13 protein-coding genes and 1 tRNA gene are annotated in these 14548 nt (G+C 38.6%); 12 read left to right on the forward strand and 2 right to left on the reverse strand.

Annotation, left to right across the window (positions count from 1 at the left end; translation table 11 throughout):
- Positions 1 to 4: 4 nt before the first annotated feature.
- Entirely contained in the window at positions 5 to 871 is an 867-nt protein-coding gene (locus ACNAN0_RS00715) for an NAD(P)-dependent oxidoreductase (RefSeq protein ID WP_230912841.1), read from the forward strand.
- Here ACNAN0_RS00715 and ACNAN0_RS00720 read toward each other — a convergent pair.
- On the reverse strand, positions 868 to 1713 hold the full coding sequence (locus ACNAN0_RS00720) for an endonuclease/exonuclease/phosphatase family protein (protein ID WP_230912842.1): 846 nt from the start codon (positions 1711 to 1713) through the stop codon (positions 868 to 870). The genes ACNAN0_RS00715 and ACNAN0_RS00720 overlap by 4 nt on opposite strands.
- A 237-nt stretch (positions 1714 to 1950) precedes the next feature.
- A tRNA-Lys gene (locus ACNAN0_RS00725) sits at positions 1951 to 2023 on the reverse strand.
- A gap of 184 nt (positions 2024 to 2207) precedes the next feature.
- Between ACNAN0_RS00725 and yycF the strand changes: the two genes are divergently transcribed.
- The 11 genes from yycF (at position 2208) to ACNAN0_RS00780 (ending at position 14441) form a co-directional block, all read left to right on the forward strand.
- Entirely contained in the window at positions 2208 to 2921 is a 714-nt protein-coding gene (gene yycF, locus ACNAN0_RS00730) for a response regulator YycF (RefSeq protein WP_230912843.1), read from the forward strand.
- A 19-nt stretch (positions 2922 to 2940) separates the two neighbouring features.
- Entirely contained in the window at positions 2941 to 4824 is a 1884-nt protein-coding gene (gene walK / locus ACNAN0_RS00735) for a cell wall metabolism sensor histidine kinase WalK (protein WP_230912844.1), read from the forward strand.
- Positions 4815 to 6119 (forward strand): YycH family regulatory protein, encoded by a 1305-nt coding sequence (locus ACNAN0_RS00740; protein ID WP_230912845.1) that lies wholly within the window; start codon positions 4815 to 4817, stop codon positions 6117 to 6119. The genes walK and ACNAN0_RS00740 overlap by 10 nt, the downstream gene beginning before the upstream one ends.
- A 13-nt stretch (positions 6120 to 6132) precedes the next feature.
- Positions 6133 to 6957 carry a two-component system regulatory protein YycI gene (locus tag ACNAN0_RS00745; RefSeq protein WP_230912846.1) on the forward strand — a complete coding sequence of 275 codons (825 nt, stop codon included), beginning with the start codon at positions 6133 to 6135 and terminating at the stop codon, positions 6955 to 6957.
- 61 nt (positions 6958 to 7018) lie between these two features.
- Entirely contained in the window at positions 7019 to 7828 is an 810-nt protein-coding gene (locus tag ACNAN0_RS00750) for an MBL fold metallo-hydrolase (RefSeq protein ID WP_230912847.1), read from the forward strand.
- Between the two features lie 238 nt (positions 7829 to 8066).
- Positions 8067 to 9377, forward strand: a complete 1311-nt coding sequence (locus ACNAN0_RS00755; protein WP_230912848.1) for a S1C family serine protease — start codon at positions 8067 to 8069, stop codon at positions 9375 to 9377.
- 612 nt (positions 9378 to 9989) lie between these two features.
- Entirely contained in the window at positions 9990 to 10469 is a 480-nt protein-coding gene (gene rlmH, locus ACNAN0_RS00760) for a 23S rRNA (pseudouridine(1915)-N(3))-methyltransferase RlmH (protein ID WP_416353569.1), read from the forward strand.
- A gap of 114 nt (positions 10470 to 10583) precedes the next feature.
- The gene (locus ACNAN0_RS00765; protein ID WP_230912850.1) at positions 10584 to 10919 is read left to right on the forward strand and encodes an ASCH domain-containing protein; all 336 of its coding nucleotides are present in this window, start codon (positions 10584 to 10586) and stop codon (positions 10917 to 10919) included.
- Positions 10920 to 11144: 225 nt separating this feature from the next.
- Positions 11145 to 11711: a helix-turn-helix domain-containing protein gene (locus ACNAN0_RS00770; RefSeq protein WP_230912851.1), complete on the forward strand. Its 567-nt coding sequence runs from the start codon at positions 11145 to 11147 to the stop codon at positions 11709 to 11711.
- A 235-nt stretch (positions 11712 to 11946) separates the two neighbouring features.
- On the forward strand, positions 11947 to 12684 hold the full coding sequence (locus tag ACNAN0_RS00775) for a helix-turn-helix domain-containing protein (protein ID WP_230912852.1): 738 nt from the start codon (positions 11947 to 11949) through the stop codon (positions 12682 to 12684).
- A 194-nt stretch (positions 12685 to 12878) separates the two neighbouring features.
- Positions 12879 to 14441: an ATP-binding protein gene (locus ACNAN0_RS00780; RefSeq protein WP_230912853.1), complete on the forward strand. Its 1563-nt coding sequence runs from the start codon at positions 12879 to 12881 to the stop codon at positions 14439 to 14441.
- Positions 14442 to 14548 lie beyond the last annotated feature (107 nt).

Consider the following 14548-nt stretch of genomic DNA (forward strand, 5'->3'; position numbering starts at 1 on the left):
TAAAATGAAAGTTACATTTATTGGCATTGGCGATATGGGGACACAAATGGTGCCACATTTAGCGGCCAATGGCTATGAAGTTAAGGTTTGGGATAAGGACCAAGAAAAGATGCAAAATGTCCAAGATGCCCATATTCAGATTGCCCATTCTTTAGAAGAAGCCGTTACATTTTCGAAACTCGTAATAACTTCCGTCATGTCTGAAGATGTTTTGGCACTGCATCTCGGTGAACCAGGAAACCCTGGCATTCTCAGTTTCTTACAGCCAGGTAGTAAATTAATCATAACTTCGACGCTAGATCCCAATAAAATAGCTGAAATCAATCAAAAAATGCCGGCGCAAACGCAGGTATTAGATGTACCGATGATTGGTGGTGTTAAGTATGCCCGAGAAGCCAAACTAGTTCTAATGGCTGCTGGCGATGAGGCAATCGTCCGAGAGCTAAAGCCAGTGCTATCTGTATTTGGTACAGTTAAATATGTTGGTGCGTTAGGCAATGGGGCAAAGCTCAAGCTGATTACGAATGTTGCGATCATGGCAGCAGAGGCAGGGATCCGAGAGACACTGGATTTAGCCGATGCCTATCAGATCGATTACAAAAAAGTTTTAGAGTTACTACAATTAGGCCCACTAAAACCAGTTGTACTTAGAGCACTTGATGAAAGCAATCCGCGGCCGTTAAAAGCATCTGTAGCCGATGAGGACGAATTACTAGCCGCTACGAAAGATATGTTGAAATTACCACTTGCTGAAGGCTCAAGAGATCGACTGAAATTAGCCGTTGAACAAATAGAAGGTGAAGCCAAGTTTATTGATATTACAAATAAAAACACCTCGCTACCGAAGTATCGAGATGTTCAAAATAATTAATTTTGTGTATCAATGACGTTTTTTAAAGTAACCTCAGCAATCACCGGATAATGATCTGAAAGCCATGGCCATAAAGGAACTTCAAAATGGTTGATTTCAATATTTTTTGAAGTCAAAATATTGTCAATGGCGTAAAGTTTCATAGTTTTGTCATAAGTATTGAAAGTGTCTGTCCAATGGCCATCTTTACCATTGGCAAAATTCATCATATCCGCAAGTGGGGCCCATTCTTGATAAGTTTGATCCGTATTGAAATCACCGACCACAATTTTGTATGGGATAGGATCCTTTAATATGGCGTCTTTCAACTTGTTGATCTCGGCAGTTCGAATTTGTGCGTTTTCATAAGCCATGTGGGTGTTGTAAAAGGCAATTTTAACCCCTTTTACATTTAAAACCGTTCGCTGATAGATATAATCTTCAGTTTGACCTAAGTTTTCTTGATTAGGATAGGTTACTTGAGATACATCTGTCAAAGGTATTTTTGAGGCAATACCGGTACCATATTTACCGCCCTGAAAATCTAATGTTTTACCAAAGCTAGCATAAGGCATTTTGGCGAACTGGGTGAAGCGATTGAGCATGTCATAATTATGGCGTTTCGTATATTGATCTACTTCAGAGAGACCAATCACGTCGATATCTTTGGCAGCAATGGCTTGCGCTTGTGCCACCGTATTGATTTTCATTGGTGCACCAGCCGCAATATTGTAGTCGGCTACACGTAATGTCAAATCATGACCTTCCATTTGATAGGCTTGTACCTTAGATATGTTAGTCAGTAAGGCTAAACCGCTAATAAACACCAGCGCTAATCCAAGGGCAAACTTATTTTTAAACATTTTGTTTCCTCCATCTTTTTGCAGTGTATCTACTAGTTTAAAGAAGCAGTTTAAAAATTTGATGGCGGTTATGTAAAATAGGCGTAAATTTAATTCTAACTAGAATGGGAGACGGAATATATTCGTGCGTATTTTTATACACATCGCTTAATATCAGATCACTGACATTTCAAAAAAATAAAAAACCAGTAACAACGGCGTTTTAAGCCTCGTTGCTACTGGTTAATGTCAGTATGATGGGTTGTCAGGGGATCGAACCCTGGACCCACGGATTAAGAGTCCGTTGCTCTGCCAGCTGAGCTAACAACCCAATTCATCATTTGACGACTTAAATATATTAGCATACCCTATAAGTGGTTGCAATACTATTTACTGTAAAAATTCAAAAAAATCAAATTTCTTTGAGACCTAACGTACAATCTCAGTCTGATTTTGTAATACATCCTATATTTAGCTATAATAATTCTATGGCTCATGCCAAGGAGGAAACATACATGGCTAAGAAGATTCTCGTCGTGGACGATGAAAAACCAATCTCTGATATCGTGAAATTTAATCTTGAAAAAGAAGGCTATGACGTTGTCACAGCTTATGACGGTGAAGAGGCCGTAGAAAAAGTTGAATCTGAAGATCCAGATTTAATTCTGCTAGATCTTATGCTGCCGAAAATTGATGGTCTTGAAGTCGCTCGACAAGTACGAAAGACTCATGATACGCCGATCATCATGTTAACGGCTAAAGATTCGGAAATTGATAAGGTATTGGGTTTGGAATTAGGCGCAGACGATTACGTGACCAAACCGTTCTCAAATCGGGAACTCGTTGCTCGAGTAAAAGCTAATTTGCGGCGGCAGGTTAGTAATGCCCAGGCACAAGCACAAGAAGAGGGCGCTAATACTGAAATTACCGTGGGTGATTTGATTATTGAACCAGATGCCTATATGGTTTCTAAGCGCGATGAGAAAATTGAATTAACACATCGTGAATTTGAATTACTCTATTATTTGGCACGGCACATTGGACAAGTGATGACCCGGGAACATTTGCTTCAAACTGTTTGGGGTTATGATTATTTCGGTGATGTCCGGACCGTCGATGTTACTGTCCGTCGCTTACGCGAAAAAATTGAAGATGATGCCAGTCATCCAGAATGGCTGGTTACGCGGCGTGGCGTAGGTTACTATTTGCGTAATCCAGAGAATGATTAGCAATTGTGAAGGGTAATTCATGAATAAGAAGATAAATTTCTTTCAATCAATTCACTTCAAAATTGCAATGGCGTTCGTGTTACTATTGTTGATTACTTTAGAGATCATTGGGGCTTTTTTCATTAAAAGTCTCGAACGTCAGAATATTCGTGATTTTGAAGATTCTATTCAGATTCAACCTTATGTTGACAATCAACTGGCAACTGAATTATTGAAATCCAATGAGAGTGAATCTAACAAAAATATCAAAAACATTATCACCTCTGATATCAACAACAGCTCGATTACGGAGTTGCAGGTTGTTGATAACAAAGGTGTTATTCGTGGTACAACAAATGTGAATAACCAAGCGATTGTCGGACACCGAACAACGAGTACGCAAGTGAAGCAAGTGCTTTATAACGGGCGCAAGCAGACGCGGATTTCTTATGATAATAATCAAGGCAGCTACTATATTTCAATATTGCCCTTGATCAATCCTAATAGCGAAAATAACGCAACTGTCGGGGCAATTTATATTCGGGCTAGTATGGAAAAAGTGTATCGGGACATTAATACGATCACAGTCATTTTCTTGACGGCTTCATTGGTTGCTGGGTTGCTGGGTACGCTGATCGCAATTTTTATTTCCCGGGCAATAACTCGGCCAATTGACGAAATGAAAAAACAAGCGATTCGCATGGCTCGCGGAGATTACTCCGGGCAAGTTCGCGTTTATGGGCAAGACGAGCTGGGCCAATTAGCGGTTGCGGTCAATAACCTGTCCGTACGTGTGGAAGAAGCACAAGAAGCTTCAGAAGCGGAGCGACGCCGATTAGACAGTGTCTTAACCAATATGACCGATGGTGTCATTGCGACGGATCGTCGTGGCAACATCAGCATCTTAAATGATATGGCAGAAGAGTTTATTGGTATGGAAAGTAAAGATGCCATTGGACGGTCCATTTTACAAGTATTAGGCATTGAAAATGAATATAGTTTTCGCGATTTGTTAGAAGATAACCAACAAAGTATGATGCTGGACTTTTCAGATCGTAGTGATCATGATTTGATTCTACATACAACTTTTTCGCTGATTCAGCGAGAAACTGGCTTCGTAAGTGGGTTAGTCTGTGTGCTGCACGATGTTACTGAACAACAGAAAATCGATCAAGAACGGCGTGAGTTCGTCTCCAATGTCTCGCATGAATTGCGGACACCGCTGACCAGTATGCGCAGTTATATCGAAGCATTGAATGATGGGGCTTGGCAAGATCCTAAGGTTGCCCCAGAATTTTTGAAGGTGACCCAAGAAGAAACTGACCGCATGATTCGAATGGTTACGGACCTATTGAGTCTATCGCGGATGGACCAAGGCACAGCTAAGATGGAAACAGAATTCGTTAACATCAATGAATTTTTCAATTATATCTTAGATCGCTTTGATATGATGCTGAAAAATGACAAAACGGACGCCACGTTGACTTTAAAACCTCAAGAAGAAAAGAATTATAAAATCAAACGAGAATTTACCAATCGTGATCTATGGGTCGAAATTGATACCGATAAGATGACGCAAGTATTGGATAATATCATGAATAATGCCATTAAATACTCACCAGATGGGGGCACCATTACTTGTCGACTAATTGAAATGCATAATAACGTCATTATCAGTATTTCTGATCAAGGCTTGGGCATTCCGCGCAAGGATTTGAACAAAATCTTTGATCGCTTCTATCGCGTGGACAAAGCACGCTCCCGTAAGCAGGGCGGCACAGGTTTAGGCTTGGCAATATCTAAAGAAGTCATTGAAGCTCACCATGGTCGTATTTGGGCCGATAGTGTTGAAGGTAAAGGCTCCACATTCTATATTTCGCTACCTTACCATGATTATGAGGAGAGTGAAGACGAATGGGGATAAAACTCTCTGATGTATTATTAAAAGTCACTTTGTTCGTTACGATTGCCGTTAGTATTTTGTTCTCATTTTTGATTTGGACGAATAATGCGCGTTACGAACGTAATACCGATCCGAAACTATCTAATAGTCAAAGTACTATGCGCTCTAATAAAGCACTGGCGGATATTTATTTACCAACTCGGATCTTGGCACGCAAAGAACAGCAAGGCTATATGGTTTACAATCGAACCGCCAACCCAGTTTTGAGTTTTCAAAAAGAATTAAGCAGCTGGCGCATTCAGCACATCAGTCAGGCAAAAACTTATAATGATGATGATTATTTAAAACTGATCAATGGCAAAAATCGCATTCAACTCACCTATCCAGATTCTATTACTTGGCGCTTGCTCCGTGAAGTTTATGGATTTAAAGGTGAAACCAGTAAGCAAGACTTCAAATTGTCACGAATAATTTTTATGACCAAAAACACTAAGAAAGTTTACCTAGCTGATGATAGTAGCAAACGGGTCTATGCTGTTTCATTAGTGAATAATGGGATTAAAAAGTTAGATCAGCTGTTGACACATGCGGATTTACGGCTGCCAGTAGATGAACAACTCTTTAACAATAAGATTACGCTGTTTTATACCCATTCAGTCAACATGATGCCTTATAGTTACTTGATCTCTAAAGAGAATATCAATAATTATATTTCTACGTTACTTTCAAACGATGATGATGGCAGCATTGAAGCTCGGGAAAATGGCCCTGTAACGACTTATTATCGTGGCTTGTATAAGAAGCTTTCCACTGATGCCTCTACGGATCAGATCCAATATGAGGATTATACGGATATTGCGGCAATTGGATCGACAACAAGACTGCTAGAGAGTGGCTTTGATCGTCTTTCAAACGTAGGTAATAATCTGGCCAATGCCCGTTACTTCTCATTGGATACTAAGACACAGACCATCACATATCGGAGCTACGTTGAAGGTTTCCCAATTTTTCAGCAAAGTGATTTTGGCGTGGCCAGCGTGCAGATCAATCAAAATGGTGAAATCTTACGCTTTTCTAGCCGATCATTGCAAGTTCCAGTTCCAGCGGATGAAAAGCAAGTTAAAGTACCGGCAACCAAAGATGTATTGGCGCAGTTAACAGCTGCTGGTCAGGACATATCGACAATCAAAGATATTCGGCTAGGTTATCGGTGGGTTCAAAAGACTTCGGATCAGCAAGTCATTGATTTGACACCGACCTATTATGTTCATGTGGACGGTACGTGGAAAGATTATCATGATTTATTACAACAGTAAGGTGGTGTGATGTTTGGATTTTAAAAGACTCGAAATGATTTTCGTGGCTGTTTTTATAGCATTGGATATTTTTCTGTTTGTCTCTTATCGCCAAAATCAAAACGTCTATTCAAGTACAAATTCGAGCCAAACACCGACCCAACTGGTGAGACAAGATATGAAAGATGACAATATTACCGTTGGTCAACTTTCTAATAAGACACAAGATGGTTACTATTTAGCGAGTCGTGCAAATACCAAACTCAGCGAACGTGCGAATCGATTAACTGGGCAACAGATTTCTTTTGATCAAGATGATGAATTGACGAGTCGCTTTTATCAACCAGTCAATTATCGTAAGGGGCACGCGGTCACAACAGCTGAGAATTTATTAAAAGAGCGGTCAAAGGTTTTATTCGGCCGTGAATATACTTACTCGGATGAACTATCTTCTAATAGCCATCTAGTCTTTGTCCAAAGTCATAATAATATTCCTGTATATGACAGCAAAGCTTATTTAACTTTTGAATTGGATGATGGCGCGATTACAGGCTATACGCAGCGTTACATTGATGATTTCATTGTGCTGCGAGAAAAAAATACGGTGATCAGTGCTAAAGAAGCTGTAACAAATCTATATACTGATTCTGAGATTCCGACAAATTCTACCGTAGTTTGGCAGCGATTAGCTTATTATGGATTTGTGGATGCAAAAGGTAGTACGATTTATATTCCCACTTGGTATATTGGTATTAAAGACAATAGCACTAAGAACATTTCTACAAAACAAATCAATGGCTTTACAGGCGCCCTCATTAAAAACAAGAGCGCTGAATCAGCTGTGATCAATAGCAACTGATGAATTCTCGTGAAATATATGCTATATTGAGAACTAGATTGTAGAGGAAGGGACCACTTTCATGGATAGAATTGATTCACATATGAAAATTAGTGTCTTAGCAAGTAGCAGTTCAGGGAACGTTACTTATATTGAGACACCTAAACGTAAGGTTTTGGTAGATGCCGGCTTGTCAGGAAAGAAGATCGCCAACTTGATGGCTAGCATCAACCGACGTTTAGAAGATGTGGATTCCTTGTTTGTGACACATGAACATACTGACCATGTCAAGGGGGTTGGCATACTAGCACGAAAATACCATATGGATGTTTATGCTAATGAACCAACTTGGGCTGCGATGGCGCATAAAATTGGGAAAGTACCTGTTGAGCAGCAGCACATCTTCGAAATGGGCAAGACCATGTCTTTTGGTGACTTAGATGTAGAAAGTTTCGGTGTTTCTCATGATGCAGCTGCCCCACAATTTTATCAATTTCATCATGACGGTCATGCTTTCGTAATTTTGACGGATACGGGCTATGTATCCGATCAAGTTGCGGGTGTGATCAAAGATGCAGATGGGTATTTGTTTGAATGCAATCATGATCTAGAAATGTTGCGGGCCGGTCGCTATCCTTGGCCATTGAAGCAGCGTATTTTAGGGGATAAAGGCCATTTATCTAATGAGGACGGTGGCAATGCACTGATGGATGTCATCGGCAACCATACTAAGGCCATTTATCTTGGGCACTTGAGTCAAGAAAATAATGTCAAAGAATTGGCACACCTAACTGTGACTCAAATGTTAGCCAATCATGATTTTGGGGTGGGTCATGATTTTCAAATTTACGATACTGATCCAGCAATTGCAGATCCATTAGCTGTGATTTAATAAATAAGAGCATCAATAAACAGTCATTATGAAACAGGTGTTTTGTTCTGACTGTTTTTTCATAAGTACATTTAGACATGGATATTTCCATTTTTTTCAAGAAAGCCTTAGAATATCAGTAGTTCAGCCTTTAGTCTGATTTATGTTTTATAGCGGTTTTTTCATAAATAATTCAAAAAACACTGCTAGTATATAGGCTGAAAGTAATGAACGACAAAAAAATTGAGGGTGATAGTTTATGGCAAGCAGGGAAAATAAGAACAATAGTGGCCTGTGGAAAACAGCAATTGTAGCTGTTATTTCGGCTGTAATTGGTGGTGGCGTGGCTTATGGGGGCTTCTCTTTAGCCAACCGGAATTCTGGTTCTACGACCGATTCGTCTTCATTGGTAACACAAAAGCAAAAAGGGTCGGGGACCACGCAAGTTAGTAATGTCACTGTTAACGCTAATAATCAGATGACCAAGTCATTTAATAAAGTTAAGGACAGTGTGGTTTCAGTTATTAACTTGCAAAAGGAAAGTGATTCGCAAAGTGAGGATCCGTTCGCTGGTTTATTTGGCGATCAGTATGGTAGTAATGGTAGTTCTAACCAGAAATCTGATAAGAGCGGGTCATTAGAAGAGTACGGTGAAGGTTCTGGTCTGATTTATGCGAAACAAGATGGCAAGGCTTATATTGTGACCAATAATCACGTGGTTTCTGGTTCAGACTCATTACAAGTTATTTTGAGTAATGGGACCAAAATGGAAGCAAAACTCGTTGGGACGGATGAGTTGACCGATCTAGCCGTTTTATCTATTGACGGCAGTAAGATTAATTCAACTGCTAGCTTCGGTAATTCGGATAGTATTAACCCAGGCGAACCTGTTATCGCCATTGGGTCACCACTCGGCAGTAAATATGCAACTTCTGTCACACAAGGTATCGTTTCAGCCAAGAGTCGAACGATGCCGATTACAGATGAACAATCTGGACAAGAAACTGGTGAAGCAACCGTTATTCAAACCGATGCCGCTATTAACCCTGGTAATTCCGGTGGACCGTTAGTTAATTCAGCTGGTCAAGTCATTGGGATCAACTCAATGAAGTTGGCACAAAGTAATAACGGTGTGTCTGTAGAAGGGATGGGCTTCGCCATTCCAAGTAATGAAGTGGTCGAGATCATTAACCAATTAGTCAAAAACGGGAAAGTCACTCGGCCAGCACTAGGTGTTTCGGTTGTCGATCTTTCACAGATATCCACAAGTCAGCAAAGCTCTGTGCTTAAATTACCAGATGATGTGAAGAGCGGTGCTGTGATTGCGACGGTAGAAAACGGGTCCGCTGCAGCTAAAGGTGGTCTGAAGAAATATGACGTCATTACCGCATTAGGAGATACCAAGGTTGAAAGTATTGCCCAGTTACACACGGCTTTGTACAATTATAAAGTCGGTGATCAAGTCAAAATTACTTACTACCGTGATGGCAAGCAACAAACAGCTAATGTTACTTTAGAGAAAGCTAGCACACAAACGCAAGCTCAAAATAAGAGTAACAATGCTGGCTAAGTAGCTAAGAACAAGACATTTTCGAAAAAAGAGTTGTGATTAAGCACAGCTCTTTTTTTAAGCATAAAAAATGATTTTGTAAAGCGAACGTACGTTTTAAGCACAAATATTTTTTGTAAATACTAATAAATAAGCACTTTTTAAACTAATGACGAACTTTTAAGTGGAAAATATGAAGCAAAATTCGTATTATATCTTGTCAAGTATTCACAGCAATGTGTATTTAAAATCAGTCAACCTGTGGATAAGTCTGTGGATTGTGTGTATAACAATAAAAATAAGGTCTGTTAGTTTTGCACAGAACTGTGGATAAGATGTGTATAAGTCGAATTATTTTAACACAATTTATCCCTTAATACTAATAGCATCAACAATTGAAAGCCCTGTAATGCTATTTTCGAACATTAACTATTTTTGTGTATAACTCACATAAAAAAAGTTTTTTAAATTTTTTGAAATCCAATATTTAGTAAACAGGTGTTTTCTTGATACAATATATTGCGATGGTAAATAATGACCTGTGAATAAAATCGGTGGATAACTTGTGCGTTACTGTGAATGATCTAAATTACGCGTTTAAGCCATTAAATTATCTATAAAGGAACTGAAAAGATGAACATAAAAATTGTAGCAGTAGGAAAACTTAAGGAGAAATATTTTAAACAAGGTATCGCGGAGTATGCCAAACGTTTGTCTCGTTTTACCAAATTCACCATTGTGGAAGTGCCTGATGAAAAAGCTCCAGAAACGTTGAGTACCGCTGAAATAAGCCAAGTAAAAACTAAAGAGGGCGATCGTATTTTAAGTAAAATTCAGCCTAAAGAATATGTTTACGCGTTGGCAATTGAAGGCAAGCAACGGCCATCTGAGGTTTTTGCCAAAGAATTAAGTCAGCTGACAACTTATGGGCATAGTGACATTACTTTTGTGATCGGTGGTTCTCTAGGCTTGAGCCCTGAAGTGATGCAGCGCGCAGATGATACGTTATCTTTTGGTAAATTGACTTTGCCCCATCAACTCATGCGATTGGTATTGACTGAGCAGATATATCGGGCATTTATGATCAACAGTGGCAGTCCGTATCATAAGTGATGCTGTTTAGTACATTGTTGTACTCTGAATTGTACGCATAAAGACTTTTTATCAGACCGATTATAGCTAGGAATTTATCCAAGATTTGAATAATTGAAAGGTGGTTGGCTATTAATGGAAATGGCAATTACACATGATCAGTTCATGTTGATTCAAGACCATATCAAGACGATTGAAGTTAGACTGAATGACGCCAAGAGGCAGAAGCTAAAAATTGGAAGCCACGTAACGCTTGTTGATTTGAATGATAGGCAAACTCTAACAGTAGAAGTAACCGATATTATAAAGTTTTCAAATTTCAAAGCGTTATACACTAGATTTGGCGGGCTATGTGTCGGAGCTGGGAAAAATGATAGTGTTACGAAAATGACTAATGATACATATAAGTACTATACGCCTGATCAAGAATTGGAAAATGGCGTACTTGCAATTCAAATCAAGTTGACTTGAAAGGAAAATAAATTAAAATTATATATTTTTTTATCAGCACATACGGTTGATATGAATCGAGCAAATTTATTTGGTATTTATGATCAATAATGACAGTCCGTATCATAAGTGGTGTTGTTTGGACGATGATAAAACATTTTGACATCGATTTTTTGATGGTTGTCGAAGAATTTTGGTAGTCATTCCTGGGTTAAATGACTAAGGTGAAGTCAAGGAGCGATGAATATGAACTTACCAAAACAAATTAGAAAATATCGAGAACAGCTTGGACTATCTCAGGAAGGACTAGCTGAGAAAATTTTCGTTTCCCGGCAGACAATTTCAAATTGGGAAACTGAACGTAGTTATCCAGATATCAATAGTTTACTTTTGTTAAGTGTCTTATTTGATGTTTCCTTAGACGAATTAGTTAAAGGAGATCTGGAAATGATGAAAAAAGAACTGCAAAATCAAGAACTGAACAAATGGACGTATGTCATGCTAACGTTTATGCTGTTAGCTTTTATCGCTGGTATTCCGATGATATTTATCTTTAAAACTTTCGGCTGGATTCTATTTATTGGTTTAATTAGTATAAATTTGATTGCTAGCATAAAAATTGAAATACTCAAAAAGCGGTTAAACTTAAAAACATATCGAGAAATTTTAGCTTTTTCTGAAGGCAGATCTTTGAACGATAAAAAAACAAATGCTGAGCGTAAATACTACTGGAAAGAAAGAGTAATCAAGTTTGTTGGTGGTGGTGTGTTAGCGCTGATTATAATTGGGATTATGAAGGCTTTGGTTTTTTAATATTGTAGCGTTTTTTCAAGAAACACTTGTCGTGGTCGATTCTTCTTTTTTAGAAGTATCGGCTATTTTTTTGTAATTACTTTTTTTCTTTAATTTTTAAAAGTATCAAGTTTTTGATGAATGAAATGTCGGATTAGGTACCTTTTTAAATGATTTAGGGTGTAAATTAACTTCCATCTTGTTCAAACTCAAGGAGTATGGTTATCTTTTACTTATAATAAAAGGAGATTTGAAATTGAAAAAAACATTATACTTAAAACCATACAACACGTTAGATCAAGTTATGCAGATTGCTAATATTTCAATATCAAAATTAGCTGAATTCTCAGGTGTAGCTCGTCAGACTGTTGCTCAAATCAAAGAGAATCGTGGAGCTAATCCGACACAAATGACTCAAGCTAAGATTGCTAATGCACTTGATAAAAACCCAAATGAGATTTTTAAATTTGCATACGACTATAATCAAGTGAAGAACAATGGTTTTACTAAAGTACATTTACAAATTCTAGAAAATTTATTTTATGAAGCTGGATTCAAAGTATATTTAAGAGCTTATAGCAGATTGAGAAATGTAATGATTACCACAAAAAATGGTTCGCGCAAGAAGATCGATTTCGAAGGGAATCTCAGATTTTATTTTTTTAATGAACCAGGTCTTCAGATCATTGATTTCGATTTATCAATCAATAGACCTGTTCCAATGAAAGAAGTTAGAAATCAGTACATTAACCTCTTTGCCGTTCTTAGAAAATATGCCAATTTAGTCGGAATCACCGTAATTACACATCAAATCAGTCCATTTAGCTTAGATGAAATAATGTCAGATGATAGTTACGTTTATCATGACAATCAATTAAAGTGGGTTTCAAAAATAAATCATATTAAATTTGATGTAGCAACTAAGCTATTTGGCTATGTTGAAACCGAGAATCGTGCTGGTTATAGAACGATTTCATGTAGGATTAAACGATAAACACTCATATAATAGTTAGTTTTTAACAGAATAGGTCATTTATTTTTTTGCACGTGAAAGACAAAAAAGCATAGGTTAGTAAGTAATTTATTTACGCGTTAACTTTTAATGCGATAAAAGTTTCGTTCAACTACGTTAAATCACTGGAACTTGTTTATAATGGGGGCAAAGGGCATTTAACGGAGGATGAGATTATGGTAGAAACGACAATTACGATTGAAGCAAAAGATGAATTATATAAAGAAGTGGGCAATACCTCTTACGATTTGATCGAGCTATTAGGGGAATTGATTGACAATGCCATTGGTGCCCGTACAGAAGCGCAGTTGACTGGGCAAGAGCAGTTGCAGATTCAAATCAAAATCAGCAAGGTCACAGTTGATCAGCGTACGTTGACCGTCACTGACAATGGCGCCGGTATTTCACTACAACATTTAGGGGATGCGGTTTCTTTGTCTGGGACGTCGGGCGGTAGTGGCATCAATGAGCATGGCATGGGTATGAAACAAGCTGTTGCGGCCCTAGGTAAGTTGATTTATTTACGGACAAAAACAGCAGGAGCCCCTGCCTATGAAATCAATACTTTTCGTTTTGGCCAAGTACCGGTCAAGGAATTAGACACTTTTGAAGCAGCAGACCATTTAACGGAAATTGCGATTGCCGATGAACATCAAATGTTGGAACTGACGCCACGGAAGGTCACTCAGGCTGTTGTGCCGTTTCTCGGTGCTAAATATCGCCGTTATCTGACGGGGTCAGCACCAATCACGATCAGTGTGGCACTTGTAGACGAGACTAAGGTAACAACGAAAAAGTGGTCGGTAACGCCGATCGTGATTCATTATTTTAATCCCACAACGGGAAAGGATGAGCCAATTTTGAAATCGATCCCTTTTCAAGGCGCAGGCTGGCTCGCCCATTTAACTTTTGGATATGCCCCGACGAAAGATCAGTACACTGAACTGAATGTGCCAATACCTAAGATGTACGAGCCTTATAATGTGGCGGTTAAAAAGCAAGGCATTGATATTATTAAAGATGATCGAGTCATTAATTTTACGCAATTAGAACAAATTGGCCTGGTGCCTAAAGCGGACAAAAAATATAACTTGATTCGTGGTGAATTGGAATTAGACCAGGGCTTTCCCACGTCAACGACGAAGAATTATATTATGCGTCAAGAACATTGGCAGGCTATGATCGAACAGGTTAAAAATTATTTGGATGAGAACTATTTGTTAGATCCCGATCAAAATGATAATATCGATGGTTTGCCCCGAGAGAGTTACAAGAATCAGTTGAGTAAGTATTTTCAGACCCGGTTTCAAAATGTGCAATTAGATGCTTCGCTAAGTAAATTATCAGGTAAAGTAGATATCGTGACCGACAATATTGCTTGGCTGGTCGTTGATAAACGGGCTACAGATACTGATGTCTTAAGATTATTTAGTTATTTAATGGCTAGTAATGGCCGTTTGAGCACGGGCCAAGTTTTAAGTAGTAATTTTGCAGCGTCTAGTCAAGAGATGGTCCATTTATTACGCGCTAAATATGGTGTGGATATTCGTTTGCAAAATACGAAAGATTTGGAGAAACCGTTACAACGATTTTTGGCTAGTCAGCCGATGACGCGTATGGCTCGGTATGCCCAACAGAAATTGCACCCTGATCAAGCGCCCGATACCCAAGCAAAACCGGCTGAGCAAGGGAAAACAACCAATAATGATTCAGTCAGCCATGATGTCGTGCGCTTTTAAGCAACTGGCAAATAATTAACTGTCAGCAAGAACGATTAGACTGCCAAATAGTGAACGATTTACGATTCTTTTTCTGCTACAATAAAAGACGGCGTTTATCGCTTTAA

This window comes from Agrilactobacillus fermenti, from assembly GCF_047943045.1.
Taxonomy (GTDB): domain Bacteria; phylum Bacillota; class Bacilli; order Lactobacillales; family Lactobacillaceae; genus Agrilactobacillus; species Agrilactobacillus fermenti.

Bases quoted from the DNA above. Each gene is read 5' to 3' on its own strand.
- ACNAN0_RS00715 (WP_230912841.1), top strand. From the start codon at position 5: ATGAAAGTTACATTTATTGGCATTGGCGATATGGGGACACAAATGGTG.
- ACNAN0_RS00720 (WP_230912842.1), bottom strand. From the start codon at position 1,713: ATGTTTAAAAATAAGTTTGCCCTTGGATTAGCGCTGGTGTTTATTAGC.
- yycF (WP_230912843.1), top strand. From the start codon at position 2,208: ATGGCTAAGAAGATTCTCGTCGTGGACGATGAAAAACCAATCTCTGAT.
- walK (WP_230912844.1), top strand. From the start codon at position 2,941: ATGAATAAGAAGATAAATTTCTTTCAATCAATTCACTTCAAAATTGCA.
- ACNAN0_RS00740 (WP_230912845.1), top strand. From the start codon at position 4,815: ATGGGGATAAAACTCTCTGATGTATTATTAAAAGTCACTTTGTTCGTT.
- ACNAN0_RS00750 (WP_230912847.1), top strand. From the start codon at position 7,019: ATGGATAGAATTGATTCACATATGAAAATTAGTGTCTTAGCAAGTAGC.
- ACNAN0_RS00755 (WP_230912848.1), top strand. From the start codon at position 8,067: ATGGCAAGCAGGGAAAATAAGAACAATAGTGGCCTGTGGAAAACAGCA.
- rlmH (WP_416353569.1), top strand. From the start codon at position 9,990: ATGAACATAAAAATTGTAGCAGTAGGAAAACTTAAGGAGAAATATTTT.
- ACNAN0_RS00765 (WP_230912850.1), top strand. From the start codon at position 10,584: ATGGAAATGGCAATTACACATGATCAGTTCATGTTGATTCAAGACCAT.
- ACNAN0_RS00770 (WP_230912851.1), top strand. From the start codon at position 11,145: ATGAACTTACCAAAACAAATTAGAAAATATCGAGAACAGCTTGGACTA.
- ACNAN0_RS00780 (WP_230912853.1), top strand. From the start codon at position 12,879: ATGGTAGAAACGACAATTACGATTGAAGCAAAAGATGAATTATATAAA.